Source organism: Sphingomonas sp. Leaf5 (assembly GCF_001421155.1).
In the GTDB taxonomy this organism is placed as follows: Bacteria; Pseudomonadota; Alphaproteobacteria; order Sphingomonadales; family Sphingomonadaceae; genus Sphingomonas.
Genome location: NZ_LMJZ01000024.1, coordinates 112,954 through 137,936, shown reverse-complemented (window position 1 = coordinate 137,936; position 24,983 = coordinate 112,954). Strand labels below are relative to the sequence as shown.

The following is a 24,983-nucleotide window of genomic DNA, read 5'->3' as shown; positions in this document are numbered from 1 at the left end:
AGCCGCGCGCGTCGCCCCCGTCACGCGGCACGGCGGACGTACGGCACGAATCAAAGCGCGCCTTCGCCTGCACCCGACGTGTCGGACGTCGCCGTCTGTGCGAAGGCCTCCCTGCCTTCGAGCGCATCGAGCCGGGCGCGCAGCGCATCGGCTTCGTCGCGGGCGGCGACGGCCATGGCCTTCACCACTTCGAATTCGTCGCGGCTGACGAAATCCATGCCGCCGAGAAACGTCTTGGCCCGCTCGCGCGCTGCCGCCTCGCCCTCACGCGCTATGCCGGCAATGGTGCCGGCAGCGCCGTTCACGAACTTGGCGAAATCGTCGAACAGGCGGTTGTCGGATTGCATGGAAAATCCTTTTCGTTGGCAAAGTCGGAACGCCGCCTGCCGTTACAGTGCGATTTGGGTGGAATGGGCCGGCGGCACAAGGGTTTCGGCGTCGGGATTGCGCCGGTCGATCTGCCAATTGAGCGCCGATGCGATCACCAGCCACGCCAGATACGGCACCAGCAGCCACGCCGCGAGCGGACGGATGCGGCCAAAAGCGAAGGTCGTGGCAAGCGCGGTGAAGAACAGCGCGACAATCAGCATCAGTGCGAGGCTCACCTGATGCGCGCCGAAGAACAGCGGCGACCAGACGAGGTTCATCACCAGTTGCACGACGAACAGCGCGACGGCGATGCCCCGCCCCCGCGCGCCGCGCGCGCTGAGGACGATCGCCAGCGACAGACCCATCGCCACGTACAGGATCGTCCAGACCACCGGGAAGGCCCAGTTCGGCGGCCGCAGCGCCGGCAGGTCGAGCATCCGGTACCAGCCGTTATCGTCGCCGGCGACGACCAGCTGGCCCGACGTGAAACCGAGCAGCAGGATCAGCGGCACGCATATGACGGCCCGTCGCAGGAATTCCGAACGCAACTGCCACTTCGACGCGATCTCGTTCATCCCGTACCCCGGTGCCGGCCACACGTCGTGCGCGGCCGTTCAGGCGGCATTGCTTGCTGTGTGCGCCGCGTCATTGCAAGCCTAAGCGACCAATTCGGGGGCGGTGGCGGCGATCAGGAACTCGATATTGCCCTCGGGCCCGGTAATCGGGCTGCGATCTATGCCAATTACCTGCCAGCCGATGCCGGTCAGCCACGCCGCGACCTCGTCACAGACGCGGGTGTGGATGGCGGGATCTCGCACCACACCGCCCTTGCCGACCTCTTCGCGCCCCGCCTCGAACTGCGGTTTGATGAGGGCGAGCAGCCGCCCGCCGGGCTTTACGAAGCCGAGCGGGACGGCCAGCACCTTCGACAGGGCGATGAAGCTGGCGTCGCAGACGACCAGATCGACGGGTTCGGGAATATGAGCGGCCGTCAGCAGCCGGGCGCTCAATTGTTCGAGGACGACGACGCGCGGGTCCTGCCGCAATTTCCAGGCAAGCTGGTTCGTACCGCTGTCGACGGCATAGACGCGGGTCGCGCCGTTGGTCAGCAGCACGTCGGTAAAGCCGCCGGTCGACGATCCGACGTCGATCGCGATCACGCCGGTCACGTCCCAGCCGAAATGGTCGAGGCCGTGCGCCAGCTTGACCCCGCCGCGCGAAACCCACGGATGATCGCGCCCGCGCACGTCGAGCACGGCGGCGTCGGGAAGCTGCTGCCCCGGCTTGTCGACCTTGCGGTCGCCGACGAAGACCAGGCCGGCCATGATGAGCGCCTGCGCCCGGGTGCGGCTCTCGGCGAGGCCGCGATCGACGAGCATCTGGTCCGCGCGTTGCTTTGCCATGGACGGCGCATGGCGCGGCTTTCGGTTTGTCGCAACCCTCGATCCGTTGAACGATTGGCTATTGCCTATCATTGCAGTAGGAATATCTCTGGTGATGAAGGTCGACCCGGCCCCGATCCCCTCCCCTAAAGCTGACGGGTCGGCCTTCATCGATAGCGAACCGTACAGGAGCGTGACGATGGCGCAGTTTTCGACACCCCCGACCGCCCTGCCGACGGTGCTGACCGTGCCGGGATTGAATGGCTCCGGACCGTCGCACTGGCAGACCCTGTGGGAACAGTCGCGACCGGACACGGCGCGCGTCGAACTGGGTTTATGGTCGCGCCCGTTGCGCAATGCGTGGGTGACGAAGCTGGATCAGGCGATCCGGCAGGCGCAGGCGCCGGTGGTGCTGGCGGCGCATTCGCTCGGCTGCCTTGCGGTCGCATGGTGGGCGCAACTGTCGGGACAGCCTTATGGCTGGCCGGTCGCTGGCGCATTGCTGGTCGCGCCGGCGGATGTCGACCGGCACGGCGCGCCGATGGAGTTGCAGGGATTCGCGCCGACGCCGCGCTTCTCGCTGCCCTTTCCGTCGATCGTCGTGGCGTCGACAGACGACCCATGGGTGTCGATCGAACGCGCGCATTCGATGGCCGCCGATTGGGGCAGCCATTTCATCGATGCCGGAGCGCAAGGGCATCTGAACGCCGCCAGCGGTATCGGCTGGTGGGAAGAGGGCCAGGAATTGCTCGAACGCGTCATTTCGGCATCGGGCGACGGGCATGGCCATATCCGCCTGCCCAGCGATGCGCGCTCGGTGCTGGCGATCAACGCGACCGACGCGGCTCAGGGGCAGTTTTTGCGGTAAGGGAAAAGGGTTCGGCGACCGTCAGTCGGGTAGCAGCGGCAAATCCGTGCCGAAAATCTCCCTTCGATCGCCGATCATGGCCGGCGTTCGACCCAGCCGATCGCCGGCCGTGATTGATGCGGACATCGATCGTGAAAACGAAAGGGAATTATGCCGACCGATGCATGGTGACAACTGACTGAAGATATAGCGCCAAATCGCGAAGGTCGTGGAGCGGCGGAATAGCATCGGCTTCCGGCCGTTCGAACCCGAGTTCCTCGCATCCCGTCGCCGCGATATCGGCAATCTCCGTTTCGTCGACGGCGAGAAAAGCACGAAAATCGTCGTCAGGGTGCGGTGCCACGCCTTTACCATAAAAAGATTGGATCAGATCACGCACCTTCTCTGCGACCAGCGGTGATACCCCTGCCCCCGCAAGCATCGCGTCGAAATCCGCGACCGTCCAGCCGGCGCGCTCCGCGCTGGCCAGCCTGAACCGCCGCCACATCCGCCAGTTGAACCAACCGACCGCGATCACCGCCAGCGCGATGATCGCGACCGCCTTTTGCGGGCCGGTCATGCGCGGACTTCGGCGGCCCCGCTTTCGTTCCAGCGCAGCGCCTGCAACACGGTATCGACGATCTGCGGCGCGTTGAGGCCGGCTTCGTCATATTGCTTCTGCGGGCTGTTCTGATCCTGGAAGCTGTCGGGCAGGCGCATCGTGCGCAGCTTCAGGCCGGCGTCGATCAGGCCGGTATCGCTGGCGAAGGTCAGCACATGCGCGCCTAGTCCGCCGACCGCGCCCTCCTCGACCGTCACCGCGACCTCGTGCGTGGTCAGCAGGCGGCGGATCATCGCTTCGTCGAGCGGCTTGGCGAAGCGCAGGTCGGCGACGGTCGTCGACAGCCCCTTCGCCTCCAGCGCGTCGGCGGCCTTGAGCGCTTCTTCCAGCCGGGTGCCGAGCGACAGGATCGCGACCTTGTGCCCTTCGCGCACCAGCCGCCCCTTGCCGATTTCCAGCTTCTGCGGGGTTTCGGGCAGCGCGACGCCGACGCCGTTGCCGCGCGGATAGCGAACCGCGATCGGGCCGGCGTCATATTCGGCGGCGGTATAGGTCATGTGGACCAGTTCGGCCTCGTCCGCCGCCGCCATCACCACCATGTTCGGCAGGGTGGCGAGATAGGTCACGTCGAAGCTGCCGGCATGGGTCGCGCCGTCCGCCCCGACCAGCCCGGCGCGGTCAATCGCGAAGCGGACCGGCAAATTCTGGATACAGACATCGTGCACGACCTGATCATAGGCGCGTTGCAGGAACGTCGAATAGATCGCACAGAACGGGCGCATCCTCTGCGCCGCCAGCCCGGCGGCAAAGGTCACCGCATGTTGTTCGGCGATGCCGACGTCGAAGAACCGGCCCGAATGCGCCTTCGCGAACTTGTCGAGGCCGGTGCCCGACGGCATTGCGGCGGTGATCGCACAGATGCGGTCGTCGGTTTCGGCCAGCTTGCTCAGCGTTTCACCGAACACGTTCTGATATTGCGGCGGGCCGGCCGGGGCCTTCACCTGCGTACCGGTAATGACGTCGAACTTCTGCACGCCGTGATATTTGTCGGCCGCGGCCTCGGCCGGGGCATAGCCCTTGCCCTTCTTGGTCACGACATGGATCAGGATCGGACCCTCCGCGGCATCGCGGACATTTTCGAGGACCGGGATCAGGTGGTCGAGATTGTGCCCGTCGATCGGACCGACATAGTAGAAGCCCAGCTCCTCGAACAAGGTGCCGCCGGTCGCCATGCCGCGGGCGAATTCGTCGGTCTTGCGGGCGGCGGTATGCAGCGGACGCGGCAGGCGGCGGGCGATCTTCTTGAACGTCTCGCGAATGCCGAGAAACTCGCGGCTCGACACGATGCGCGACAAATAGGCCGACAGGCCACCGACCGGCGGGGCGATCGACATGTCGTTGTCGTTGAGGATGACGACCAGACGGTTGCCGGCCTGTTCGGCGTTGTTCATCGCCTCATAGGCCATGCCCGCCGACATCGCGCCGTCGCCGATCACGGCGATGCCCTTGCCCGGCGTGCCCGCGATCTTGTTCGCGACGGCAAAGCCCAAGGCGGCCGAGATCGAGGTCGAGCTGTGCGCCGCGCCGAACGGGTCGTATTCGCTTTCAGAGCGCTTGGTGAAGCCTGACAGCCCCCCGCCCTGTCGCAGCGTGCGGATGCGATCGCGACGGCCGGTCAGGATCTTGTGCGGATAGCATTGATGGCCGACGTCCCAGACGAGCCGGTCGGCCGGGGTATTGAAGACATAATGGATCGCGACGGTCAGTTCGACGACGCCCAGACCCGATCCAAGATGACCGCCGGTCGTCCCGACCGCGCTGATGGTTTCGTGTCGCAATTCATCGGCGAGTTGCCGAAGATCGCCGGCGGAGAGCTTGCGAAGGTCGGCGGGCGTCTGAACGGTATCGAGCAGCGGCGTGCTAATTGGATCGGCCATCATCCTTGCTTATCGCAGGTCAGCCACAGTGTCGATTGTTCGTGGCACGCCGTTCGGACAAAGCGCGGCGATGCTTCGGGAAAGCGTCAGTCGTGCACCGTTCCTGCACAGTCCGCGCACGTACCCCGAACCTCGATCACCGGACGGACGGGCGTGAAGCCGGCCCCGCTGGCGGCGGAGCGGACGCTGCCGGTGATCCGGTCGTCGTCGATATGCGTCGTCTGTCCGCAGCGGTCGCAGACGAGGAAGATGCAGTCGTGGATGCAATCGGGATGACTGTTCGCCAGATAGGCGTTGGCGCTTTCGACCCGGCGGGCGAGGTTCGCGTTCACGAACAGGTCGAGGATGCGATACACGCTGTTGGGGGCCACCCGCCGCCCCTGCGCCTTCGACACGGCATCGGCGATGTCATAGGCGGAAGCCGGTTTGTCGAACGAGGTGAGCACGTCGAAAATGCTCGCGCGCATCGCAGTCCATTGTTCGCCGGCGCGGGTCAGCGCGACTTCGGCAGCCTTGCTCCACGCGGGGCCGTGATGATCGTGATGCTCATGCGCCATCGCGGTGAGATAAGCGCCCGCGCCATTGGCGGCAAGCCGGTCAGCAGCCGGCGCGACGGTTCAGATGATGGCCGTACGCCAGCAGCGCGACCCCGCTCAGCGTCGCAATCGCTTCGGGCACCCCGTGCGGCAGGGTCAGCGCCAGCGCCATCACGGCAAGCCCGACGCCGCCGATCGCGGTCGGCAGACGCTGACCATGACGCAGATAACCTGCGCCCAGTGCGACGATGCCAAGCAGCACCGCAAAGGCGAGACCGAGTTCGTGGATCGCAGGATGCAGCAACGCGCCGCCGACCGACGCGAGCAACGCCATGATCGCGATCGTCGTGACGCAATGCACCGCGCACAGCGCCGACAGCACGATGCCGGCGCGGTCGAGGCGACCTTCGTGCAACCAGGATCGGGCGGTGGAGCTGCGCATCGCCGCCTTATGCTCCGGTTCGCGCGAAGATACAACATAACGCTTCATCGTGGCTCCAACGCCGTATCCGGGCTTTGGTTCGATGCAAATCGCTACGAACGCTATCGTTTCCGGGTCACCATCGGATCGGGCTTTTTCGGCGGTTTCCAGCCGGCGGGCGGTTCGACGCGCTGGCGGCTGGTGCCCAGACCCATCGCGCCCGGTTGCTGACGGGTCAGGCCGGTCGTGTCGGCGGCGGTCGCCGCGTCGGTCTGCGCACCGCCGCGAAGCAGGTTGATCCGGTCGCGCAGCCGCGATGCGGTTTCGAAATCCATCGCGGCGGCGGCGGCCTCCATCTGCTGGCGTAGGGCGTCGATCGAATCGGTCATGCGCCCCGAACGCACGAAGCCGCGCCGCGCCTCATCGCCAGTCGAAGCCGAGCGGCGCTTCGCGAAAGGCGAAGCGATCGAGGTGGCGGGCGACGGCGCCCTCCAGCCCCGCCAGTTGATCGGTCGAGGTCGCGTCGATGCGGACGGTCAACGCATCATCGGCGGCGTCGAACGTCACCAGCGCATCGCCGGGATGGTCGGCCCCGCGCGCGTCGCGGGGGAACACGACCGTGCCGTGATGCGCGTCGAACGCGACGGTCAGGTTGTGCTGCCAATGTTTGCAAAGCTGTTGCAGATACCGGCTGGCATGGGCGGTCGCGACGATCGCGGTGGCGGTGTTGGCGGTCACAGGCGTTCGACCTTTTGTGCGGCTTCGTCGAGGATGGCGGCGACGCGGTGGAGGGTTTCGGTGTCGACGTCCGCCGCCGCCAGCCGATGATGGATCGCGGTGCGCAGGTTTGCACGGGCGCGGTGGATCGGACCGGCATCGGTGCGGGCGCGATGCTCGCCCAGTGCCGCAAGCCGATCGAATAGTTCGCCGACCTGCGCCGCATCGGTCGTCAATTGCGCGGTACCCGCTTCCGTCACCGCGAACCGCTTGCGCGTCCCCTCACTCGCCTGCTCGTCGATCAGGCCCATGTCGGTCAGCAACGTCAGCGTCGGATAGACGACGCCGGGGCTTGGCGCATAGGCACCGCCGGTCTTCCCCTCGATCGCGCGGATCAGGTCATATCCGTGGCGCGGCGTCTCGGCGATCAAGGCCAGCAGGACCAGCTTCAGTTCGTCACCGCCCAGCACCCGCCCGCGCGGTCCGCGCGGACCATCGTGTCGGCCACGCCCGCCCATGCCCGGCCCGCCGGTCCATGAATCATATCCCAATCCAAATCGCATCTTCATTCTCCGATATATCTTGAGCGGTAAGATATATCTGAAACAATCGCATACAAGATCGACTTTCGGGTTTTTTCGCGCACCCTATATTGCCGGCATGGCCGACCTTTTCGCCGACTTCGCCCCGCCCCCGCCCGAGACGCCGACCGGCGGGCCGCTCGCCGACCGGTTGCGCCCGACAACGCTGGCGGAGGTGGTCGGACAGGATCATCTGACCGGCGCGGATGGCGCGATCGGGCGCATGGTCGCGGCCGGCAAGCTGTCGTCGATGATCCTGTGGGGTCCGCCCGGCACCGGCAAGACGACGATCGCCCGCCTGCTGGCCGATGCGGTAGGCCTGCGCTATTCCCAGATTTCGGCGGTGTTCTCGGGCGTCGCCGACCTGAAGAAGGTGTTCGCCGAGGCGCGCGACCATGGCCGGATCGGCAAACGCACGCTGCTGTTCGTGGACGAGATCCACCGCTTCAACCGCGCGCAGCAGGACGGTTTTCTGCCCTATGTCGAGGATGGCACCGTCACGCTGGTCGGGGCGACGACCGAGAATCCGTCGTTCGAACTGAACGCGGCATTGCTTAGCCGGGCACAGGTGCTGATCCTGCACCGGCTCGACGCCGCCGCACTCAACGAACTGCTGATCCGTGCCGAGGCGACGGAGGAACGCCCCCTGCCCCTGACCGATGCCGCGCGGGCGGCACTGGTGGCGAGTGCCGATGGCGATGGGCGCTTCCTGCTCAATCAGGCGGAGACATTGTTTTCGATCCAACTGCCCGAACCGCTCGACCCTGCCGGGCTGTCGGCGCTGCTGCAACGCCGGGTCGCGGTCTACGACAAGGACCGCGAAGGGCATTACAATCTGATCTCGGCGCTGCACAAGTCGCTACGCGGATCGGACCCGCAGGCAGCGCTCTATTACATGGCGCGGATGTTGACGGCGGGTGAGGAACCGCTCTATGTCCTGCGCCGGCTGACGCGGTTCGCCAGCGAGGATATCGGCCTCGCCGATCCGCAGGCGCTGGTGCAATGCCTCGCCGCCAAGGATGCCTATGACTTTCTCGGCAGTCCCGAAGGCGAACTGGCGATCGTGCAGGCGTGCCTGTACCTCGCCACCGCGCCCAAATCGAACGCGGCGTACAAGGCGCAGAAAGCGGCCTTTGCTAGCGCGCGCGAGACGGGATCACTGATGCCGCCGCCATCGATCCTGAACGCGCCGACCCGGCTGATGAAGGATATCGGCTATGGCAAGGACTATGCCTATGACCACGATCAGGCCGACGGGTTTTCGGGCGCGAAGTACTGGCCGGAGGAGATGACGCCGAAGCGATTCTACGAACCGACCGGGCGCGGCTTCGAACAGCGGATCGCCGAACGCATGGCGTGGTGGGACGAACGGCGTCAGTCATGAGGGACTGGACCGACGTCGTGGCGATCGGCTGCGCTCTGCCGGGCGTCGAGTTGGGCAGCAGCTATGGCCAGCCGGCGCTGCGTTTCAGGAACAAGACGCTTGCTGGCACGACCGCGCCCGGGTCCGACAGCTTCGTGCTGCATGTCGCGGAGGGTGAGAAGGACATGCTGATCGAGACCGATCCGGCGACCTTCTGGCAGACCGACCATTATCGCGGCTGGCCGGTGGTGCTGGTGCGCTACGGAACCGATGCCGGCGATCGGATCGCGACGCTGCTGCGCCGGGCATGGTGGGACCGGGCGACGATCGCCCAGCGCAAGGCGTGGGGCGAGCGGCCCTGACCCGGCACTTCACCCGGTTCATGGCGATCGATTGGTCGGGACAGGCGGTTGCGCACCCGAAAGGGCTGGCCGTCGCCGAGGTCGGTGACGCCGGCCCCGAACTGATCGTGCGCGAGCGCGGATGGTCGCGGGGCGCGGTGCTCGACTGGCTGGTCGGGCTGGCGGCTGCGCGAGCCGACATGCTGATCGGGCTGGACCTGTCGCCGGCGCTGCCATTTGTCGACAAAGACACCTATTTTCCGGGCTGGGACGCGTCGCCGCCCGATGCGCGGGCGCTTTGGGCGATAGTCGACACGATGGCGGCGGACGATCCGTTTCTGGCGGCATCATCGGTGGTCGCCGATGCGGAACTCTCGCGGCACTTCCGGCGGCAGCGCGCGTGCGGCGACCTGTTCGGGGTGGGCCGCGGACGGTTGCGGGTGTGCGAGGAGCGGCAGTTGCTCGCCGGGCTGTCGCCGACCAGCTGTTTCAATCTCGTCGGCGCGGCGCAGGTGGGGAAGTCGAGCCTGACCGGCATGCGCGTCCTGCACCGGCTACGCGGCGCGATCCCGGTCTGGCCGTTCGATCCGCTGCCCGATACCGGGCCGGTGATCGTCGAAATCTACACGACTATCGCGGCGCGGGCGGCGGGGGTGCGCAAGGGCTTGAGCAAGTTGCGCGATGCCGCGTCGCTGGATGCGGCGCTGGCGGTGCTGGGCAGTGCCGCGCATGTCCCGATCGCCCGCTACGACGATCATGCCACCGACGCGCTGCTGAGCGCGGCATGGTTGCGGCAGGTCGCGGGTGATGGCGGGTTGTGGACGCCGGCCGGGCTGACGGGGCAGGTGGCGCAGACGGAGGGGTGGACGTTCGGGGTGCGGTGAGGCGGGTAGCGTCGCGACGAGCGGGTCGAATATCCCGCCCCGCCCGCCGTTGTGCTGACGCACGCCGCTTGGTACAGAGCGCGAGGAAGTGCCCCGTTACGTTAATGGTAAACGGCTTCCTTTGTAACGAAGAGACGCGGGTTCGATTCCTGCACGGGGCACCACCATCCCTTCTTCCCTGCCCGGGCGGACAGGTCAGCGCGGCGGCGCGAGCCGGTACCCGACGCCGGGTTCGGTCAGGATCAGCCGGGGATCGGTCGAATCCTCCTCCAGCTTCTGCCGCAGATAGCCGATATAGACGCGCAGATACTGGCTGTCCGCCGATGGCGATCCCCAGCCGACCTCGAGCAGCCGCTTGTGCGTGACGACCTGTCCGGCGCTCATCGCCAGCGCCTGCAACAGGTCGAATTCCTTGCGCGACAATCGGATCGGTTCGTCTTCGATCCGGACAGACCGGGCGTCGAAGTCGATCGCCAGCGGGCCGCTATGATAGGTCCGCGGCTTCACGCGTACGCTGGCACGCCGCCGCACCGCCGCGCGGATGCGCGCGGTCAGTTCGCCGATCTCGAAGGGTTTGTTGACATAGTCGTCAGCCCCTTCGTCCAGCGCCGCGATCTTTTCGCTTTCCTGATGCCGCGCCGAGATCACGATCACCGATGCCGCGCTGATCGCGCGCACCGCGCCGATCACGTCCTTCCCGTCCATGTCGGGCAGGCCGAGGTCGAGGAGGATCAGTTCGGGGTCGGTCCGTCGTACCGCCTCTACAGCGGAGTTGCCGTCGCAGGCGGTCGCCACCTCATACCCCGCCGCACGCAACGTCGGCTCCAGCACCGCGACCAGCGACGGTTCGTCATCGACGATCAGGATGCGGGTCAAGTCGCGGGCATTCCGCTGGCGATCGGCAGTTCGATAACGATCTTCGTGCCTCCGTTCGCCACGCCCGGCGTCTGCGCCGCGATCGATCCGCCCAGCGCCTCGACGAAGCCCTTGGCGATCGCCAGTCCCAGGCCGCTGCCGCGGGGCGATGCCTCGCACCGGCGCACCCGGTAGAAACGCTCGAACACGCGGACTAGGTCGTCCTCCGGAATACCGCAACCCTCGTCGGCGATGCCGATGCGGCAGCGATCGCCCAGATCCTCGGCGCTCAGCACGATGCGGGTGCCGTCGGGACCATAGAGGATCGCGTTGTCGAGCACGTTGATGAGCACCAGTTCGAACAATGCCGGGTTCGCCGACACGACCAGTCGCGGGTCCATGCCGACCGTTTCGAAGCGGCGGTTGCCAGCGCGCGGACGCACGCGCTGGATGGCGACGCCGATCATCTCGGCAACGCCCAGCGTCTGCAACAATGCCGGGTCGTCGCCGACCTCCAGCTTGCTCATTTCGAGCAGGTTCGCCGTATAGCGATTGAGCCGTTCGCAATCGTCGACGATCTGGCGCAGAAACTGTTCGAACGTGACGGCATCCAGCTTGTCGCGGTAGATCAGCAGGCTTGACGCCGACGCGCTGATCGCGGTCAGCGGCGTGCGGAAATCGTGGCTGACCGAATTGAGCAACGCGGTCTTCAACTCCTCGGCCCGAACGGTCGCGCGGCGTTCGGCATTCTGTTCCGACAGGATGGCGCGTTCGAACGCGACCGAGACGCTGCCGCCAAAGGTCTTGAGCAGGGTCAGGTCCATGGGGCCGCCGCCGGCTTCCTCGAGCAACAGGACGCCGATCGCCCCTTCGCTGCCGTCCAGCCGGATCGCCACCAGCGGACGCTCGATGAGGATGCCCTCGTCGCTGGCGAGCAACGCGGCGATCATGTCGTCGATCGCGCACAGGGTCTCGTCCGGGCCGACGCGATCGAGACCGCCCGGCCGCAGCCGGAAGATCATCAGGCGTGCGTTGAGGATCGGTTCGGCGACACGGGCCAAAGCGGCGGTGATGTCAACGACCCGCCCGGCCGATTGCAGCGCCCGACTGAGCCGCAGCAGGTTGGTCAGCCGGGCATTGCCGAGCCGCGCCAGTTCCGACCGGTCGCGCAACCGCCCGGCGAGGATGCCGGTCACGATCGCGCACAGGTTGAAGATGAACAGCGGCGCGAGATCGCGTTCCGTCCCCAGCCGGAACGAGAAAGCAGGCTGGGTAATGAAGAAATTGAAGATCAGGAACGCCGCCACCGCCGCGATCAGCGCGCTGGACAGGCCGCCGACCGCCCCGGCGACGGTGACGCCCAGCATGAACACCAGCGCGGCGGTGACCTCGTCATAATGGGCGGCGACCAGATTACCGACCAGCGCGAGGACGAGGATGACGGTCGCGGTCGAGGCAAGCTCCTGCCGGGTCAGCGACAGCTTCAGTCCGCGCGAGGCGAGATCGGCGGTGATCGGATAGGACGGCATAGCGGCAGGCTCACTCCCACGAACGCGCCGCGGCACGGCCCGTGCGCCCGGACCATGCGTAGCCGGGCACTGGACGCCGTCCATACATAAGAAAGCTATAGTAACGGCTTAATGATTCGTTGGCCTAGCGGTCCGTTCGGGCATCGCCACGGCTGACCTGCGCGGGAATCGCATCCCGTCCGGCACCTTCCGCTGCCCCCATATCGACGTCGTATCGGGAGAGGACCTATGCAGTGGCCGTTTATTCGTCGTCAGCGTCTGAATGACGCGTTGCTCGACGCCGATCGCCGATTCAATCAGATCGACCGCGCGGCGCGGACCTATCGCGACGAGCGCGACCGGCTGAAGGCGGCATTGTCCGCGGTCAGCAATTACCCGCATTGATGATGGTCGACATCGCCGCCTTCGTCGCGATTCCGATCGGCAACATCGCGATGACGATCGGCTTCCTCAAGCTGATCTGGATATCGGACGGGGCGCTCGCCTATGCCGGCGGGGGCCGCGCGACGCGGAACCTGCCCGGTCTGGCGTGGGTCGCGGCCGGGGCGGCGCTGTGTTTCCTGCCGCTGGCGCTGCGCTATCCGGGATGAAGTCGGTCGCCCGCGCGGGCGGATCAGGCGGCGTGGCAGCGTAGCCGCGCCAGCATGTCCTCCAGCGTCACTTCCGACAGCTGATCCTGCCCGTCGCCACCGCGCAGCACGCTGGCGAGGTTGAGCAGGATCTGCGTGACGTGATCGATCGATTGCAATCCGGTCAAATGCCGGCGCAACGTCGCTTCGTCGCTGCCGAGTTCGAAGGCGAGGTCGCCCAGCATCCGCGAGGCGCGCACCAGTTCTTCGGCCAGTGCGCCGCCCATCGGGATCGGCTGCGGAAAGGTCGCGGGCGCGTTCATTTCGAGCACAGTTTCAGGACGCTGGCGGTCAGCGCGTCGGGCGCGACCGGCTGCGTGACCATACCCCGCGCCAGCGTGTGGCCGCCGCCGCCCTCCGCCGGGGAAAAGGCATAGCTGCCCGCACCCAGCATCGCCTTCAGACCGCCGCCGCCGTCTTCGCTGCCGTCGATCATCAGCACGCCGACCGCATTGGCCCCCGCCGCCTTGGCAGCGGCGGCGAACAGCAGCGAGATCGACGGACGCTCGCCCGCTACCGGATCGCGCGCCAGCAAGCGCAATTTGCCCGACGGCCATGCGTCGACGACGACGTGATGGTCGCCCTGTGGCGCGAAATAGATGGTGCCCTGCTCGATCTTCATCCCGTCCTGCGCGACGACGACCTTCGGTGCGACCTGCGTCCCGAGCTTTTCGACCATGCCATCGACCAGACCCGGCCCCAGATGCTGCACGACGATCGTCGGCGGGCAGTTGGCGGGAAAGGCACCGAACATGCCGAACATCGACGCGGTGCTCGACGCATCACCGCCCAGCACGATCAGGCGACCGTTCCAGTCGATCGGTGCCGCCGCCTTGGCCGCCGGCCCCTTGCTCTTCATCGGCGCATTGCGGGCCGACTTGATGCGCTTGCCCAGCTTGGCGATGATCGCGTTCAGTTCGGCCGGGGCCGCGACGCGCGGCTTGGGCAGGCAGTCGATCGCCCCCAGCCGCAGTGCCTCGATCGTCTCGCCCGCGCCGTCGGTGGTGCGGGTGGAGAACATGATGACCGGCATCGGCTTCGATTCCATGATCTCGGCCAGATATTCGATGCCGCTCATTCCCGGCATTTCGACGTCGAGCGTGATGACATGCGGTTTCAGCGACGCGACCATCGACCGTGCTTCGGCAGCACCATCCGCAAGGCCGACGACCTCCACACCCGGAATCCGTTCCAGCGCTCCCGAAATGAGCGCCCGCATGGTCAACGAGTCGTCGACGACGAGAACCTTGGTGCTTGCAGCCATGATGTCAGTGTCCCAAAAAGATTACGCGGTACTTCAGGCGGCTTCGGCGACCGGCTGGTCGACCAGACGGTCGAGCGCCAGCACCAGGATCATGCGATTGTCGATCGTCGCCAACCCTTCGAGGAAGCGCGAGGCTTCGGTGTCGCCCATGTCGGGGATCGGCTGCATCGCATCGGGATGGATCGACACGATGTCGTTGACCGCATCGACGATGATGCCCTGCAGCTGTTCGCCGATGCGCACGACGATGATGACGTGGCGCGCCGACGGATCGGTCATGCCCCAGTTCAGCCGATGACGCAGGTCGAACACCGGCAGCACGACACCGCGCAGGTTCACGACACCGCGGACATAGGGCGGCACGTTGGGCAGCGGCGTCGCCGGCGACCATGCGCGGATCTCGCGGATCGCCATGATGTCGACGCCCAGAATCTGGTCGCCCAGCTGAAAGGTGATAAGTTGGCGGGACATGCTCTAATCCTCGGGCGGAAAACGGGTCAGTGCAGCACGCGGCGGATGGCGGCCGCGAGCTTTTCGGGGTGGAACGGCTTGACGATCCAGCCGGTCGCGCCGGCATCGCGGGCGCGCTGCTTCTTTTCGTCCGAGCTCTCGGTGGTCAGCACCAGGATCGGCAGGCTGCGACGCCCCTGCCCGCGCACTTCGGCGATCAGGCCGAAACCGTCCATGCGCGGCATGTTGATGTCGGTGATGAGCAGGTCGGGCTGTACGCCGTCGAGCTTTTCGAGCGCATGGACGCCGTCCTCCGCCTCGATCACGCTATAGCCCAGGTCGGTCAACGCCACCCGCAGCAACATCCGCATGCTGGGCGAATCATCGACGGTCAGGATCGTCTTTGCCACGGTAAACTCCCTCGGTACGAAATCAGTCATCAAAAAAATTCCACGTCGCCGACGGCGGCGGGGGGCGGAGGTGGCTTGCGGACCACGATCACCGGCGGTGCCGCATCGACGACCGACCGGCACCGGGCCAGTCCGACCGCCGCGCGAAACTCGACGCGGCGTGCCCGCGTCCCCCCGACGTCCTCGCCGACCAGCGCGATCCGCTCGTTGCGCAGGAAGGTGCGGGCAAAGGCGATGTTGGCACCTCCGATATCACGAAATCCTTCCCGCATCGTTGCACCGCCGAAGATTCGTGCGCGCAAACGCGATCTTGCGGCACCCATGGTCAACATTGCGTTGATAAGTACTTCCATCGCGTAAACGCCGTAGCGTTGCATCGATGCCTGATCCGATGCCGTGCCATCGGCCAGCAGATAATGGTTGATGCCGCCGATCTGCGCGACCGGATCGTAGAAGCAGGCGGCGACGCAGCTGCCCAGCACCGTGGTCAGCACGACATCGGGTTCGCGGCTGACCTGCGTCTCGCCCTGCGCCACGGTGATCCGGCGCATACCGTCCCGGGCGGACAGGGCGTTCACAGCGCACATTCGGCGAGCAGCCGACCGGCGATGCGGCGCAGCGGCAATTGTTCGGCGACGCCGCCGATCTGCCACGCGATGGCGGGCATGCCGTACACGACGCTGGTCGCCTTGTCCTGACCGAAGGTCATCGCGCCGGCGGTTCGCATCGCCTTCATCCCCTCCGCGCCGTCGCTGCCCATGCCGGTCAGGATGGCGGCGGTGGCATCGCGTCCGGCAAGGCGCGCGACCGAATGGAACAGCCGGTCGACCGACGGGCGGTGGCCATTGACCTTGTCCCCTTCGAGCAGGCGGCAATGCCGCCGGTCGCCGATGCCCGCCAGTTCCATGTGACGCTCGCCACCCGGCGCGAGATAGATCTTGCCGATGCCCAGCACCGCGCCCGGCCGCGCTTCCTCGACGCTCGGCGCGCACAGCCGGTTGAGCCGGGCGGCGAAACTGGGCGTGAAGGTCGCGGGCATATGCTGCACGATCATCGTCGGCGGGCAATTGGCGGGAAACGCCGACAGCAATTCGATCAGTGCCTCGACGCCGCCGGTCGACGCGCCGATCGCGATCATCGATCCGGGACGCGGCGTGTAGGTCGCGCGTTCGTGGACCACCGGGGCCACCGGCGCGACGCGCGCGGCCGGACGCGTCTGCGAAGCGGCTCGGACCAGATCGGCGAGGTCCAGCCCGCTATGATCGTTGTGCGCCATCAGCCGGTTCTTGTCGAAACAGTCGAACGCCCCCCGCTCCAGCGCGGTCAGGCTGGCCTCTGCACCTTGCGCGGTCAGCGTCGACAGCATCACCACCGGCGTCGGGCGCAGCCGCATCAGCCGGTCGAGAAAGTCGAGGCCGCTCATGCCCGGCATCTCGATGTCGAGCGTCACGACATCGGGGTCGAGCGCCTTGATCTGGGCCCGCGCCTCGTCGGCGCTGGCGGCGGTGCCGACGACCTCGATCGCCGGATCGGCCTGCAGCTTGCGACGGATGATCGCCTGCATCGAATAGGAATCGTCGACGATCAGTGCGCGGACGGTCATGCCGCCACCTTCTGATAGGCGGTGCGACCGATCGGACGGAATTTGTCGATTACCGCGCCGAGCAACCGCTCCGAATGACCAATGTACAGCATCCCCCCCACCTCCAGTCGGTCGGCGAGCCGGGCCAGGAGCTTTTCCTTGGTCGGTTCGTCGAAATAGATCATCACGTTGCGACAGAAGATCGTGTCGAACCGCCCCTTGATCGGCCAATCGCCGAGCAGGTTGAGCGGCCGGAACGCGATCGCGTCGCGCAATAGCGGGTCGACGATCAGATCGTCGCCCTCCCCCCTAGTCCATGCGCCGCGCAGTGCGGCGGGCACGGTGCGCATCGTTTCCTTCGAATACTGCCCGGCCCGCGCCTTTTCGAGGACGCTTGGCGACACGTCGGTCGCCAGCATCCGCAGATCGGCCTTCAGCAGTCGCTGCGCGAGGCTGCGGTCGGCACCGAACGCCGCCATCAGCCATGAATAGGGTTCCTCGCCGCTCGAACACGCCGCCGACCACAGGCGGACGCGGCCACCCTTATTCAGCCGGTCGACCAGCCCCGGCCAGATGCGATCGACGAAATCCTCGAAATGATGGTTTTCGCGAAAGAAGCTGGTGTGGTTGGTGGTCAGCGCATCGACCGCGCGGGCGCGTTCTTCGGCATCGCGGCCGATGAACGCGACATAGTCGGCGAAGCTCGACAGACCGGAGGCGCGGACCCGCGGCGCGATCCGGCCATAGACCAGCTGCGCCTTGCCGTCGGGCAACAGGATGCCGACCTCCTGATACACCAGCGCGGCGATCGCGCGGTGGTCGGCCGGCTGGAAGTCGAACTCCCGCGTCCGACCGTTGTCGAGGGCGGCGGCGGCGCTCATGCGGCGATGGCCGCCGGCGCGCGGTTGGCGAAGCGGCTGCGCGAAGTCAGGGCATCGACATCGGCGATCAGCGCGACGCGCCCGTCGCCGAGGATCGTCGCCCCCGCCACGCCGTCGATCGCCTGGTAATTGGCCTCGAGGCTCTTCACGACGACCTGCCGCTGATCCTGGATCGAGTCGACCAGCAGCGCGGCCTGTCCATGATCGCCCTCGACCACGATCAGCACCGCATCGGTCGCGTTGCGCTGCGCGCCGGCGATGCCGAGATGATCGGCGATGCGCAGTACCGGCACATAGGAACCGCGCACGTCGAGCAGCGTCCCCTCCGGCCCCAGCCGGTTGAGCGTCAGGTCGGTCGGCCGCAGGCTTTCTACGATATGGCCGAGCGGGATGACGAACGTCTGTTCGCCGACCGTCACGATCATGCCGTCCAGCACCGCCAGCGTCAGCGGCAGGCTGAGCGAGAAGCTCGACCCGAAGCCTTCGCGCGACTGGATGCCGATGCGCCCGCCCAGCGCCTGTATGTTTTTGCGCACCACGTCCATGCCGACGCCCCGGCCGGAGACGTTGGTGATTGCCGCCGCAGTCGAGAAACCGGGCGCGAAGATCAGATTGTCAATCTCTTCGTCGGTCAGCGCCGCATCGGGCAGGATGATGCCCTTCTCGATCGCCTTGGCCTTCACCCGCGCCCGGTTGATGCCCTGTCCGTCGTCGGCGACGGTGATGACGATCCGGCCCGACTGGTGCGCGGCCGACAGGCGGACGACGCCTTCGGCCGGCTTGCCGGCGGCGACGCGCACGTCGGGCATCTCGAGGCCATGGTCGACGGCATTGCGGATCAGGTGGGTCAGCGGCTCGCCGATGCGTTCGACGACGGTCTTGTCGACCTCGGTCATCTCGCCATCGACCTCGAGGCGGACGCGCTTGCCGGTCTCGCCCTCCAGTTCGCGGACGATCCGCGGTACGCGGCTGAACACCGTCTTCATCGGCTGCGCCCGGATCGCCATCGTCGACTCCTGCAATTCGCGCGTAAGATGTTCGAGGTCGTTAAGCTCGGAAATCCCGCCCATCGCGTTTTCCGCGAGACGCTGGGCGAGCATCGCCTGGGTGATGACGAGCTCACCGACCAGATTGACCAGCCGGTCGAGCTTGTCGAGGTCGACGCGAATCGTCTGCGCCGCCGGGGCGACGGCCGCCGCGGCGCGCGGCGCAGCCTTCTCGTCCACCGGAGCCGAAGCCGCCGGTGCCGGCGCAACCGCAGCCGGCACTGGCGCAGGCGCAGGCGGCGGGGGTGGCGGCGGAGCGACCGGTTCCTCGACCGCCGCTACCGGTGCGGCGACCGTGTCGAGCGAGTCGAACAGCGAATCGACATCGTCCATGATCGACGCTTCCGGCGCGCCCTTGCCGAGCGTGATCGCGTTGCTGTCCGAAAATTCGAAGACCGCACGGATATCATCCTCGGCAACGCTGGCGGGCAACGCCACGTCCCATGCCAGATAGCCGGTTTCGGGATCGAGCGCGTCGAGACCCGGCAGCGCGCTGCGATCGCACTGCGTCACCTTGCCACCCAGCAGCGTCAGTTCGCGCAGCAGCAGCAGCGGTTCGGCACCATGTTCGAACGCCTTGGCACCCGGTTCGTAGTGCAGCCGCCAGCCGTCATCGGCATCGGCGCCCTCTTCGGACGGGGCGACATCGCCCAGCATCGACATCAGATCGTCGAAGTCGTCGGAGATTGCCGGGGCCGGTTCCGCCGCAGCCGGGGCCGCTGCCGCTTTGGCCGAACCGCCATGCGCCGAGCCGCCGCCCGCCGCCGCCGACAGCCGGTCGAGCATCGCCGCGTCGGATGGCGGCGTTCCGCCATCGCGGGCGGCTGCGACATGGTCGGCCAGCATGTCGAACGCACCCATGACCACGTCGAGCAGCGGCGAAGTCAGTTCCAGCGTGCCGTTGCGGATCAGGTCGAGCAGCGTTTCATATTGATGGGTATAGGCCTGCAGACGTTCGTGACCGAACGCCCCTGCCCCGCCCTTGATCGAATGCACGCAGCGGAAGACGGCGTTGATCGTTTCCGAATCGCGGTCGCCGTCGCGCAGCAACGCGAAATTGCCTTCCATCGCGGCGAGACCTTCCTCGCACTCCTGAAAGAAGATCTGCTGGATTGCGTCGAGGTCCATGGGTTCGCTCCGGAATCAGGCGGCGAGAAGGGTGTCGAGCGCGGCCAGCGTGGCCATGTCGGCAAAGGCGGGGCTGGCACCGACGACGCGGAAGTCGAGGCCGGCAAGGTCCGCCGCCGCTTCGGCGGCGGCAAGGATCTGTAGACAGGCCTGCCCGATCCGCTCGACCGCGGATGCGTCGAGGATGATCGACTGACCGGTGTCGATCGCGGCGCGCAGCGTCAGCCGAAGCGGAGCGGCGGCGGCGGTGTCGAGCACGGGAGCGAGTACGATGGGCATCGGAAATTCCTGTTCGGAAAAGACGTGGGTCGCCGGAGCGATCAGAATTCGGACCAGTCGTCCTCGTCGACGACCGGTGCAGGCGCAGCGGCCCCGCCACCGCCGCCGGCAGCGACTTTCTTGCGCGATCCGCGGGCGATCTCACGGCCGACCTGCGCGGCGCGGGCTTGCAGGCGGTGCACCGCGCTCGGCATCTGCTGGACATGGCCGCCCCCGCCCATGCTCATGCCGCCGCGGTAGTTGCCGCTGTCGACCGTGAAGCGGGCGACCTGTCGCGCGAGCTCCTGCGCCTCTTCGGCAAGGGTCCGGGCAGCGGCGTTCGCCTGTTCGACCATCGCCGCATTCTGTTGCGTCACGCCGTCCATCTCGCCGACGGCGGTGTTGACCTGCTGGAGGCCGGTCGCTTGCTGATCGGCCGAGGTGGCGATGGTGCCGACCAGCGTGCTGATCTCACCGATGCGGTTGATGATCCGTTGCAGTGCCTTGCCGGTCTCGCTGACCAGTTCGACACCCATGGCGACCTGTTCGGAAGAAGCGGTGATCTTGGACTTCACGTCCTTGGCCGCATCGGCCGACCGCTGGGCGAGCGCCCGGACTTCGCTGGCGACGACGGCAAAGCCCTTGCCCGCATCGCCCGCCCGCGCCGCCTCGACCCCGGCGTTCAGCGCCAGCAGGTTCGTCTGGAACGCGATCCCGTCGATCACGCTGATGATGTCGCCGATTTCGCCCGAGGCGCGCTCGATGCCGTTCATCGCCTCCACCGCGCGGCGGACGACGTCCCCCGACTGTTCGGCTTCGTCGCGGGTTTCGATGACCACCATGTTGGCGCGGCTGGCACCGGTGGCGGTTTCCTTCACCGTGCTGGTGATCTGGTCCATCGCCGCGGCGGTCTCTTCAAGGCTGGCGGCCTGTTGCTCGGTGCGCTGCGACAGGTCATCCGATGCCTGACGAATGTCGTTGGCGCCGTTGTTGATGCCGCTGGTCGCGTCGCGCACTGCCGACAACACTTCGGACACCGCGTCCATCGCGGCGTTGAAATCGATGCGGAGGCGTTCGTAATCCGATGGGAAGCTTTGTTCGATGCGATAGGTAACGTCGCTGGCGGCAAGACGCGACAGCCCCTGCCCCAGCGAACCGACCACCTGCTGCTGCGCGGCCGCCGCTTCCTTCACCACCCGGCCGTTCTCGCGGAATACTTCCATCGCCCGCGACATGCGACCGACACAGTCCTTATGGTCGGCGAAGCCGATCGGCGTGGTCAGGTCGCCTTGCGCGAGCCCCTCCATCCGTTCGACCGTGCCGACATAAGGTCCGCAGACGATGTTACGGAAAAGAACGCCGAGCACGATGGCAACGATGACGGTCGCGCTGGTGATGCCCAGCAACACCGGTTCGGACAGCGTCTCGTTGACGGCCAGCACCGTCGTGCCGAACGGGACGCACATCAACGCGACATACACGATCCCCATGACGAGGAATTTCGTGCGGATCGGTGCGTCCTTGCTGAACCATCTCATCGTCAACCTGCTCCCCCCCGAAACGCTTCCGCACGGACGCGCTGTCGTATCGATCCACGGGTAGTAGCGGTGAGGCGATAACTTACGGTTAACGTCGAGAATGCGCCGTTCCTGCCGCACACAGGGCATCGATCCCGACCTAAAAAGAATACAAGATAATATCTTAGCAGCGGCGAATCACACCGTTCGCGCATTGACAACGCTGGACAGATTGGTAGCGTTACCACAGCCGGATCATCCGGCGAGAATGATGGACGGATTGAACCGTCAGAACCACTTAGGGGAGATTCCGTATGAAGGGCCACCTTCTTCGCACGCTCGCGCGCACGTCCTCGACCATTGCGCTCGCCGCATTGTCCGTCGCACCGGGCATCGCCGCCGCACAGACCACCGATACCGCCACCAATGCCCAGCCGGGCGCGACCGAAGGCACGGCGGGCAGCATCGCCCAGCCGACCGGTCAGGACCCCGTGCAGGAAGATGGCGGCGAGATCGTCGTCACCGGCATCCGCGCGTCGCTGAACCGCGCGATCGATATCAAGCGCAACTCGGCGGGCGTCGTCGATGCGATCTCGGCCGAGGATATCGGCAAGTTCCCCGACACCAACCTTGCCGAGTCGCTGCAGCGCATCACCGGCGTATCGATCAACCGCGTCAACGGCGAAGGCTCGCAGGTCTCGGTCCGCGGCTTCTCGGGCGGGTTCAACCTCGTCACGCTGAACGGGCGTCAGTTGCCCGCCTCCAACGTCGACACCAGCGGCGCGGGCGACTTCGCACGCGGCACCGGCCGCTCGTTCGATTTCCAGAATCTCGCGTCCGAAGGCGTATCGGCGCTGGAGGTCTACAAGACCGGCCGCGCCGCGATCCCGTCGGGCGGCATCGGCGCGGCGATCAACGTCGTCACCCGCAAGCCGCTCGATTCGCGCGAAACCGGCGTCACCGGGTCGTTCGGCGTGAAGGCGCTGCACGACGTCAGCACCAATGCCGGCGAAGGCGCCCGCGTCCTGCCCGAAGTGTCGGGCCTGCTCAGCTGGCGCAACGACTCGCGCAGCATCGGCCTGTCGGTGTTCGGCAGCTATCAACGGCGCGACAGCACCTCGGCACAGAGCGCGCCCAATTATTTCACCGTGGTACCGACCGCCAACGTCCTCAACCCCGCCGGTCCGTATGTGAACGGGCAGACGCAGATCGAGAACCGGCCGACCACCCCGTTCGCGCTGATCCCGAACGACAGCCGCTACCAGTTCTCCGAGAACAAGCGCGAGCGCATCAATGGACAGGCGGTGCTGCAACTCGCCCCGACCGACCGGCTGACCTTCACCGCCGACGCGCTGTTCGCGCAGAACCGGCTGGAAGAGCAGCGCAGCGAGCAGACCAACTGGTTCAACCGCCCGTTCGGCCAGATCCGCTTCAACGGCAACGACGTGATCGCAACGCCCGACTTCATCGCGGAATCGATCAACGGCGTAAAGGATCAGGGGTTCGAACAGCAATTCCGCGCGACCAAGACCCAGCTGCAATCCTACGGCCTGAACGGCAAGTGGGAGATGACCGACAATCTGACGCTGAACCTCGATGGCTATCATGCCGTGTCGAAGTCGACGCCGGATGCCGCCAACGGCACGTCGGTGACGCTGGTGTCGCTCGGCGCGCCGGTCATCAGCAGCCAAGCGATCGACTACAGCACCGGCTTCCCGCAGGTGACGCAGACGATCAACGACACGATCAACGGCAACGGCAACGGCGTCCTCGACATCGGCGACCTCGGCACGCAGATCGCGCGCACCAACACCGCGACCCAGCGGCAGCGGATCAATGGCGGTCGCGCCGATCTCGGCTGGGATCTGGGCGGCGGTAGCCGGTTCGATTTCGGCGGCACCTATACCGATGCGCAGATGACCAGTGCGCGGGTGCAGACGCAGCAGCAGCTGGGCGACTGGGGCATCACCGATCCTGGCATCGTGCAACGGCTGGCGTCGAACGTCGTCAAGACCTTCTGCCTCGACTGCAAGTTCGACACGTTCAGCCCGGCGGACGTGAAGCGCACCGCGTTCCGCGGCAACGCGGTCGTGCTGAACGACCTGTTCTCGAACTTCTATGCCGCCAACCCGATCAACACGACCGCCAATGATTTCGACAGCGTCGGCGAAAAGATCTGGGGCGTGTACGGCCAGATCACGTGGAAGGGCGAGATTGCCGGGCGCACCGCCAACCTGGTGTTCGGCACCCGCTACGAAGAGACGAAGGTCCGCTCGACCGCGTTGCAGGCGATCCCGTCGGCGATCAAATGGGATGCCGACAACGACTTCTCGTCGGTCATCTCGTCGTCCGCGTCGACCGTGTCGCAACGTGGCAGCTATACCAACCTGCTGCCGGCGGTCGATTTCAACATCGAGGTGCTCGACAATGTCGTCGCCCGCGCATCGGCCAGCCGCACGCTCGCCCGCGCCGATTACGGCAACCTGTTCGCATCGACCACGGCGGGCGCGCCTTCGCGGCCGGTGGCACTGGGCGGTCGTCCCACCGGTAACTCGGGCAATGCCGGGTTGCTGCCGCTGGTATCCGATAACTTCGACGTCTCGGTCGAATGGTATTACAAGCCGTCGAGCTATGTCTCGCTCGGGTTCTTCGACAAGCGGGTGCGCAACTTCATCGGGACCGGCGTCTTCAACCGCAGCCTGTTCGACCTGCGCGATCCGTCGTCGGGTGCGGCGGGCACGCGGTCGGGCACGGCGGCCGACCGGCTGCGCGCGCTGGGTGCCGACCTCAGCGACGTCAACCTGTTCACCTACACCGCGCTGCTCAGCCAGAATGGCGGCAACACCGCTCAGGCCGACGCCAATTTCCAGGCGAACCGGAACGCGGCGGGCGCGCTGAACCAGGATTACGTCAACAGCATCCTGCAATCGGTCGACATCTTCGCCAATGGACAGGACCCGCTCTACGACTTCGCAGTGTCGCAGCCGGTCAACAACCGAGACGGCCATATCTACGGCTTCGAACTGGCCGGGCAGCACTTCTTCGGCAACACCGGCTTCGGCGTGCAGGCGTCGTACACGAAGGTGTATGGCGACGTGAATGCCGATATCGCCGCCGACCCCAGCGTCAACGTGTTCGCGCTGACGGGGCTTGGCGACAGCGCCAACGGCTCGATCATCTATGACAAGAGCGGGCTGTCGGCGCGCGTGTCGTACAACTGGCGCGACAAGTTCCTTGCCGCGACCAACCAGGGCGACAGCCGCAACCCGTTGTTCGTCGCGCCGTTCGGTACGCTCGACTTCAACATCAGCTACGACCTGAACGACCGCATGGCGCTGTCGATCGAGGGCGTGAACCTGACCAGCGAGCCGCTGGTGCAATATGGACGCGATCGCAACGCGCTGGTGTTCGCGCAGGAACTGAAGCCGCGCTTCCTGCTCGGTGCCCGCTACCGCTTCTGATCACGGTCAAGTGACTGGAAAGGGCCGTTCGGA

At 66.4% G+C, this 24,983-nt stretch carries 29 protein-coding genes and 1 tRNA gene; 8 read left to right on the top strand and 22 right to left on the bottom strand.

The features are described 5' to 3' along the window. Nucleotides 1-50: 50 nt before the first annotated feature. The 3 genes from ASE50_RS16830 to ASE50_RS16820 all read right to left on the bottom strand — a co-directional run bounded on the left by ASE50_RS16830 (nucleotide 51) and on the right by ASE50_RS16820 (nucleotide 1,772). Nucleotides 51-347: an accessory factor UbiK family protein gene (locus tag ASE50_RS16830; RefSeq protein ID WP_056403295.1), complete on the bottom strand. Its 297-nt coding sequence runs from the start codon at nucleotides 345-347 to the stop codon at nucleotides 51-53. A gap of 42 nt (nucleotides 348-389) precedes the next feature. Continuing rightward, entirely contained in the window at nucleotides 390-944 is a 555-nt protein-coding gene (locus tag ASE50_RS16825) for a TspO/MBR family protein (protein WP_056403291.1), read from the bottom strand. Between the two features lie 81 nt (nucleotides 945-1,025). Then, nucleotides 1,026-1,772, bottom strand: a complete 747-nt coding sequence (locus ASE50_RS16820; RefSeq protein ID WP_056403289.1) for a TlyA family RNA methyltransferase — start codon at nucleotides 1,770-1,772, stop codon at nucleotides 1,026-1,028. Nucleotides 1,773-1,950: 178 nt separating this feature from the next. Here ASE50_RS16820 and ASE50_RS16815 point away from each other — a divergent pair, with 178 nt between their 5' ends. Then, complete coding sequence (locus tag ASE50_RS16815) at nucleotides 1,951-2,619, top strand: RBBP9/YdeN family alpha/beta hydrolase (protein ID WP_056403286.1); 669 nt, start codon at nucleotides 1,951-1,953, stop codon at nucleotides 2,617-2,619. A 148-nt stretch (nucleotides 2,620-2,767) separates the two neighbouring features. Here the strand turns inward: ASE50_RS16815 and ASE50_RS16810 are convergent, their stop codons facing one another. The 7 genes from ASE50_RS16810 to ASE50_RS16780 all read right to left on the bottom strand — a co-directional run bounded on the left by ASE50_RS16810 (nucleotide 2,768) and on the right by ASE50_RS16780 (nucleotide 7,340). Next, nucleotides 2,768-3,136: a hypothetical protein gene (locus ASE50_RS16810; protein WP_156347514.1), complete on the bottom strand. Its 369-nt coding sequence runs from the start codon at nucleotides 3,134-3,136 to the stop codon at nucleotides 2,768-2,770. A gap of 38 nt (nucleotides 3,137-3,174) precedes the next feature. Next, nucleotides 3,175-5,097, bottom strand: coding sequence for a 1-deoxy-D-xylulose-5-phosphate synthase (gene dxs, locus ASE50_RS16805; protein WP_056403282.1), 1,923 nt, complete (start codon nucleotides 5,095-5,097; stop codon nucleotides 3,175-3,177). Between the two features lie 86 nt (nucleotides 5,098-5,183). Then, the gene (locus ASE50_RS16800) at nucleotides 5,184-5,654 is read right to left on the bottom strand and encodes a Fur family transcriptional regulator (protein ID WP_055995302.1); all 471 of its coding nucleotides are present in this window, start codon (nucleotides 5,652-5,654) and stop codon (nucleotides 5,184-5,186) included. A 40-nt stretch (nucleotides 5,655-5,694) separates the two neighbouring features. Beyond that, nucleotides 5,695-6,123 (bottom strand): MerC domain-containing protein, encoded by a 429-nt coding sequence (locus ASE50_RS16795; RefSeq protein WP_235512414.1) that lies wholly within the window; start codon nucleotides 6,121-6,123, stop codon nucleotides 5,695-5,697. 53 nt (nucleotides 6,124-6,176) lie between these two features. After that, entirely contained in the window at nucleotides 6,177-6,443 is a 267-nt protein-coding gene (locus ASE50_RS16790) for a UvrB/UvrC motif-containing protein (protein ID WP_056403278.1), read from the bottom strand. A 31-nt stretch (nucleotides 6,444-6,474) separates the two neighbouring features. Next, nucleotides 6,475-6,792 carry a DUF2218 domain-containing protein gene (locus ASE50_RS16785; protein WP_056403273.1) on the bottom strand — a complete coding sequence of 106 codons (318 nt, stop codon included), beginning with the start codon at nucleotides 6,790-6,792 and terminating at the stop codon, nucleotides 6,475-6,477. Then, nucleotides 6,789-7,340, bottom strand: a complete 552-nt coding sequence (locus ASE50_RS16780; RefSeq protein WP_156347513.1) for a PadR family transcriptional regulator — start codon at nucleotides 7,338-7,340, stop codon at nucleotides 6,789-6,791. Before ASE50_RS16780 ends, ASE50_RS16785 begins: the two co-directional genes overlap by 4 nt. 91 nt (nucleotides 7,341-7,431) lie before the next feature. Between ASE50_RS16780 and ASE50_RS16775 the strand changes: the two genes are divergently transcribed. The 4 genes from ASE50_RS16775 to ASE50_RS16760 all read left to right on the top strand — a co-directional run bounded on the left by ASE50_RS16775 (nucleotide 7,432) and on the right by ASE50_RS16760 (nucleotide 10,104). Then, the gene (locus ASE50_RS16775; RefSeq protein ID WP_056403270.1) at nucleotides 7,432-8,736 is read left to right on the top strand and encodes a replication-associated recombination protein A; all 1,305 of its coding nucleotides are present in this window, start codon (nucleotides 7,432-7,434) and stop codon (nucleotides 8,734-8,736) included. Continuing rightward, nucleotides 8,733-9,077, top strand: a complete 345-nt coding sequence (locus ASE50_RS16770; protein WP_056403267.1) for an MmcQ/YjbR family DNA-binding protein — start codon at nucleotides 8,733-8,735, stop codon at nucleotides 9,075-9,077. Before ASE50_RS16775 ends, ASE50_RS16770 begins: the two co-directional genes overlap by 4 nt. Beyond that, the gene (locus ASE50_RS16765) at nucleotides 9,059-9,940 is read left to right on the top strand and encodes a hypothetical protein (RefSeq protein ID WP_321163381.1); all 882 of its coding nucleotides are present in this window, start codon (nucleotides 9,059-9,061) and stop codon (nucleotides 9,938-9,940) included. Before ASE50_RS16770 ends, ASE50_RS16765 begins: the two co-directional genes overlap by 19 nt. Nucleotides 9,941-10,030: 90 nt before the next feature. Continuing rightward, a tRNA-Thr gene (locus ASE50_RS16760) sits at nucleotides 10,031-10,104 on the top strand. 31 nt (nucleotides 10,105-10,135) lie between these two features. Here the strand turns inward: ASE50_RS16760 and ASE50_RS16755 are convergent. Beyond that, complete coding sequence (locus ASE50_RS16755; RefSeq protein WP_056403264.1) at nucleotides 10,136-10,816, bottom strand: response regulator transcription factor; 681 nt, start codon at nucleotides 10,814-10,816, stop codon at nucleotides 10,136-10,138. After that, a complete protein-coding gene (locus ASE50_RS16750) occupies nucleotides 10,813-12,324 on the bottom strand; it encodes a sensor histidine kinase (protein ID WP_056403259.1) in 1,512 nt (503 codons plus the stop codon). The genes ASE50_RS16755 and ASE50_RS16750 overlap by 4 nt, the downstream gene beginning before the upstream one ends. Before the next feature lie 228 nt (nucleotides 12,325-12,552). On the opposite strand from ASE50_RS16750, the gene ASE50_RS18895 reads away from it, so the two are divergent. Both ASE50_RS18895 and ASE50_RS16745 read left to right on the top strand, forming a co-directional pair. Beyond that, nucleotides 12,553-12,708, top strand: coding sequence for a hypothetical protein (locus ASE50_RS18895; protein ID WP_156347512.1), 156 nt, complete (start codon nucleotides 12,553-12,555; stop codon nucleotides 12,706-12,708). Further along, the gene (locus ASE50_RS16745; RefSeq protein ID WP_056403256.1) at nucleotides 12,708-12,914 is read left to right on the top strand and encodes a hypothetical protein; all 207 of its coding nucleotides are present in this window, start codon (nucleotides 12,708-12,710) and stop codon (nucleotides 12,912-12,914) included. The genes ASE50_RS18895 and ASE50_RS16745 overlap by 1 nt, the downstream gene beginning before the upstream one ends. 23 nt (nucleotides 12,915-12,937) lie before the next feature. Here ASE50_RS16745 and ASE50_RS16740 read toward each other — a convergent pair whose 3' ends face one another. Genes ASE50_RS16740 through ASE50_RS16695 form a run of 10 tightly spaced genes read right to left on the bottom strand, consistent with a single transcriptional unit; the run spans nucleotide 12,938 to nucleotide 21,510 of the window. Continuing rightward, nucleotides 12,938-13,216: a hypothetical protein gene (locus ASE50_RS16740; protein WP_056403252.1), complete on the bottom strand. Its 279-nt coding sequence runs from the start codon at nucleotides 13,214-13,216 to the stop codon at nucleotides 12,938-12,940. Then, nucleotides 13,213-14,217, bottom strand: coding sequence for a chemotaxis protein CheB (locus tag ASE50_RS16735; RefSeq protein WP_235512413.1), 1,005 nt, complete (start codon nucleotides 14,215-14,217; stop codon nucleotides 13,213-13,215). The genes ASE50_RS16740 and ASE50_RS16735 overlap by 4 nt, the downstream gene beginning before the upstream one ends. Before the next feature lie 33 nt (nucleotides 14,218-14,250). Next, nucleotides 14,251-14,688, bottom strand: coding sequence for a chemotaxis protein CheW (locus tag ASE50_RS16730; protein WP_055995334.1), 438 nt, complete (start codon nucleotides 14,686-14,688; stop codon nucleotides 14,251-14,253). A gap of 26 nt (nucleotides 14,689-14,714) precedes the next feature. Further along, entirely contained in the window at nucleotides 14,715-15,077 is a 363-nt protein-coding gene (locus tag ASE50_RS16725; protein WP_055995337.1) for a response regulator, read from the bottom strand. A 29-nt stretch (nucleotides 15,078-15,106) separates the two neighbouring features. Further along, nucleotides 15,107-15,664, bottom strand: coding sequence for a chemotaxis protein CheD (locus ASE50_RS16720; RefSeq protein WP_235512412.1), 558 nt, complete (start codon nucleotides 15,662-15,664; stop codon nucleotides 15,107-15,109). Beyond that, on the bottom strand, nucleotides 15,652-16,680 hold the full coding sequence (locus ASE50_RS16715; protein WP_056403243.1) for a protein-glutamate methylesterase/protein-glutamine glutaminase: 1,029 nt from the start codon (nucleotides 16,678-16,680) through the stop codon (nucleotides 15,652-15,654). The genes ASE50_RS16720 and ASE50_RS16715 overlap by 13 nt, the downstream gene beginning before the upstream one ends. Beyond that, nucleotides 16,677-17,540, bottom strand: a complete 864-nt coding sequence (locus ASE50_RS16710; RefSeq protein WP_056403240.1) for a CheR family methyltransferase — start codon at nucleotides 17,538-17,540, stop codon at nucleotides 16,677-16,679. Before ASE50_RS16710 ends, ASE50_RS16715 begins: the two co-directional genes overlap by 4 nt. Then, nucleotides 17,537-19,714, bottom strand: coding sequence for a chemotaxis protein CheA (locus ASE50_RS16705; RefSeq protein ID WP_056403238.1), 2,178 nt, complete (start codon nucleotides 19,712-19,714; stop codon nucleotides 17,537-17,539). The genes ASE50_RS16710 and ASE50_RS16705 overlap by 4 nt, the downstream gene beginning before the upstream one ends. A gap of 15 nt (nucleotides 19,715-19,729) precedes the next feature. After that, entirely contained in the window at nucleotides 19,730-19,993 is a 264-nt protein-coding gene (locus tag ASE50_RS16700) for an STAS domain-containing protein (protein WP_082439085.1), read from the bottom strand. Nucleotides 19,994-20,034: 41 nt separating this feature from the next. Then, nucleotides 20,035-21,510, bottom strand: coding sequence for a methyl-accepting chemotaxis protein (locus tag ASE50_RS16695; protein ID WP_056403235.1), 1,476 nt, complete (start codon nucleotides 21,508-21,510; stop codon nucleotides 20,035-20,037). 293 nt (nucleotides 21,511-21,803) lie between these two features. Between ASE50_RS16695 and ASE50_RS16690 the strand changes: the two genes are divergently transcribed. Next, nucleotides 21,804-24,950 (top strand): TonB-dependent receptor, encoded by a 3,147-nt coding sequence (locus ASE50_RS16690; RefSeq protein WP_056403231.1) that lies wholly within the window; start codon nucleotides 21,804-21,806, stop codon nucleotides 24,948-24,950. Nucleotides 24,951-24,983: the final 33 nt, after the last annotated feature.

What these genes read in the sequence shown, in the direction of transcription:
- ASE50_RS16700 (WP_082439085.1), bottom strand. Translation starts at nt 19,993, where the DNA reads ATGCCCATCGTACTCGCTCCCGTGCTCGACACCGCCGCCGCCGCTCCG.
- dxs (WP_056403282.1), bottom strand. Translation starts at nt 5,097, where the DNA reads ATGGCCGATCCAATTAGCACGCCGCTGCTCGATACCGTTCAGACGCCC.
- ASE50_RS16705 (WP_056403238.1), bottom strand. Translation starts at nt 19,714, where the DNA reads ATGGACCTCGACGCAATCCAGCAGATCTTCTTTCAGGAGTGCGAGGAA.
- ASE50_RS16745 (WP_056403256.1), top strand. Translation starts at nt 12,708, where the DNA reads ATGATGGTCGACATCGCCGCCTTCGTCGCGATTCCGATCGGCAACATC.
- ASE50_RS16825 (WP_056403291.1), bottom strand. Translation starts at nt 944, where the DNA reads ATGAACGAGATCGCGTCGAAGTGGCAGTTGCGTTCGGAATTCCTGCGA.
- ASE50_RS16735 (WP_235512413.1), bottom strand. Translation starts at nt 14,217, where the DNA reads ATGGCTGCAAGCACCAAGGTTCTCGTCGTCGACGACTCGTTGACCATG.
- ASE50_RS16690 (WP_056403231.1), top strand. Translation starts at nt 21,804, where the DNA reads ATGAAGGGCCACCTTCTTCGCACGCTCGCGCGCACGTCCTCGACCATT.
- ASE50_RS16770 (WP_056403267.1), top strand. Translation starts at nt 8,733, where the DNA reads ATGAGGGACTGGACCGACGTCGTGGCGATCGGCTGCGCTCTGCCGGGC.
- ASE50_RS16830 (WP_056403295.1), bottom strand. Translation starts at nt 347, where the DNA reads ATGCAATCCGACAACCGCCTGTTCGACGATTTCGCCAAGTTCGTGAAC.
- ASE50_RS16795 (WP_235512414.1), bottom strand. Translation starts at nt 6,123, where the DNA reads ATGAAGCGTTATGTTGTATCTTCGCGCGAACCGGAGCATAAGGCGGCG.
- ASE50_RS16800 (WP_055995302.1), bottom strand. Translation starts at nt 5,654, where the DNA reads ATGGCGCATGAGCATCACGATCATCACGGCCCCGCGTGGAGCAAGGCT.
- ASE50_RS16740 (WP_056403252.1), bottom strand. Translation starts at nt 13,216, where the DNA reads ATGAACGCGCCCGCGACCTTTCCGCAGCCGATCCCGATGGGCGGCGCA.
- ASE50_RS16780 (WP_156347513.1), bottom strand. Translation starts at nt 7,340, where the DNA reads ATGAAGATGCGATTTGGATTGGGATATGATTCATGGACCGGCGGGCCG.
- ASE50_RS16720 (WP_235512412.1), bottom strand. Translation starts at nt 15,664, where the DNA reads ATGTGCGCTGTGAACGCCCTGTCCGCCCGGGACGGTATGCGCCGGATC.
- ASE50_RS16815 (WP_056403286.1), top strand. Translation starts at nt 1,951, where the DNA reads ATGGCGCAGTTTTCGACACCCCCGACCGCCCTGCCGACGGTGCTGACC.
- ASE50_RS16820 (WP_056403289.1), bottom strand. Translation starts at nt 1,772, where the DNA reads ATGGCAAAGCAACGCGCGGACCAGATGCTCGTCGATCGCGGCCTCGCC.
- ASE50_RS16730 (WP_055995334.1), bottom strand. Translation starts at nt 14,688, where the DNA reads ATGTCCCGCCAACTTATCACCTTTCAGCTGGGCGACCAGATTCTGGGC.
- ASE50_RS16715 (WP_056403243.1), bottom strand. Translation starts at nt 16,680, where the DNA reads ATGACCGTCCGCGCACTGATCGTCGACGATTCCTATTCGATGCAGGCG.
- ASE50_RS16695 (WP_056403235.1), bottom strand. Translation starts at nt 21,510, where the DNA reads ATGAGATGGTTCAGCAAGGACGCACCGATCCGCACGAAATTCCTCGTC.
- ASE50_RS16710 (WP_056403240.1), bottom strand. Translation starts at nt 17,540, where the DNA reads ATGAGCGCCGCCGCCGCCCTCGACAACGGTCGGACGCGGGAGTTCGAC.
- ASE50_RS16790 (WP_056403278.1), bottom strand. Translation starts at nt 6,443, where the DNA reads ATGACCGATTCGATCGACGCCCTACGCCAGCAGATGGAGGCCGCCGCC.
- ASE50_RS16750 (WP_056403259.1), bottom strand. Translation starts at nt 12,324, where the DNA reads ATGCCGTCCTATCCGATCACCGCCGATCTCGCCTCGCGCGGACTGAAG.
- ASE50_RS16775 (WP_056403270.1), top strand. Translation starts at nt 7,432, where the DNA reads ATGGCCGACCTTTTCGCCGACTTCGCCCCGCCCCCGCCCGAGACGCCG.
- ASE50_RS18895 (WP_156347512.1), top strand. Translation starts at nt 12,553, where the DNA reads ATGCAGTGGCCGTTTATTCGTCGTCAGCGTCTGAATGACGCGTTGCTC.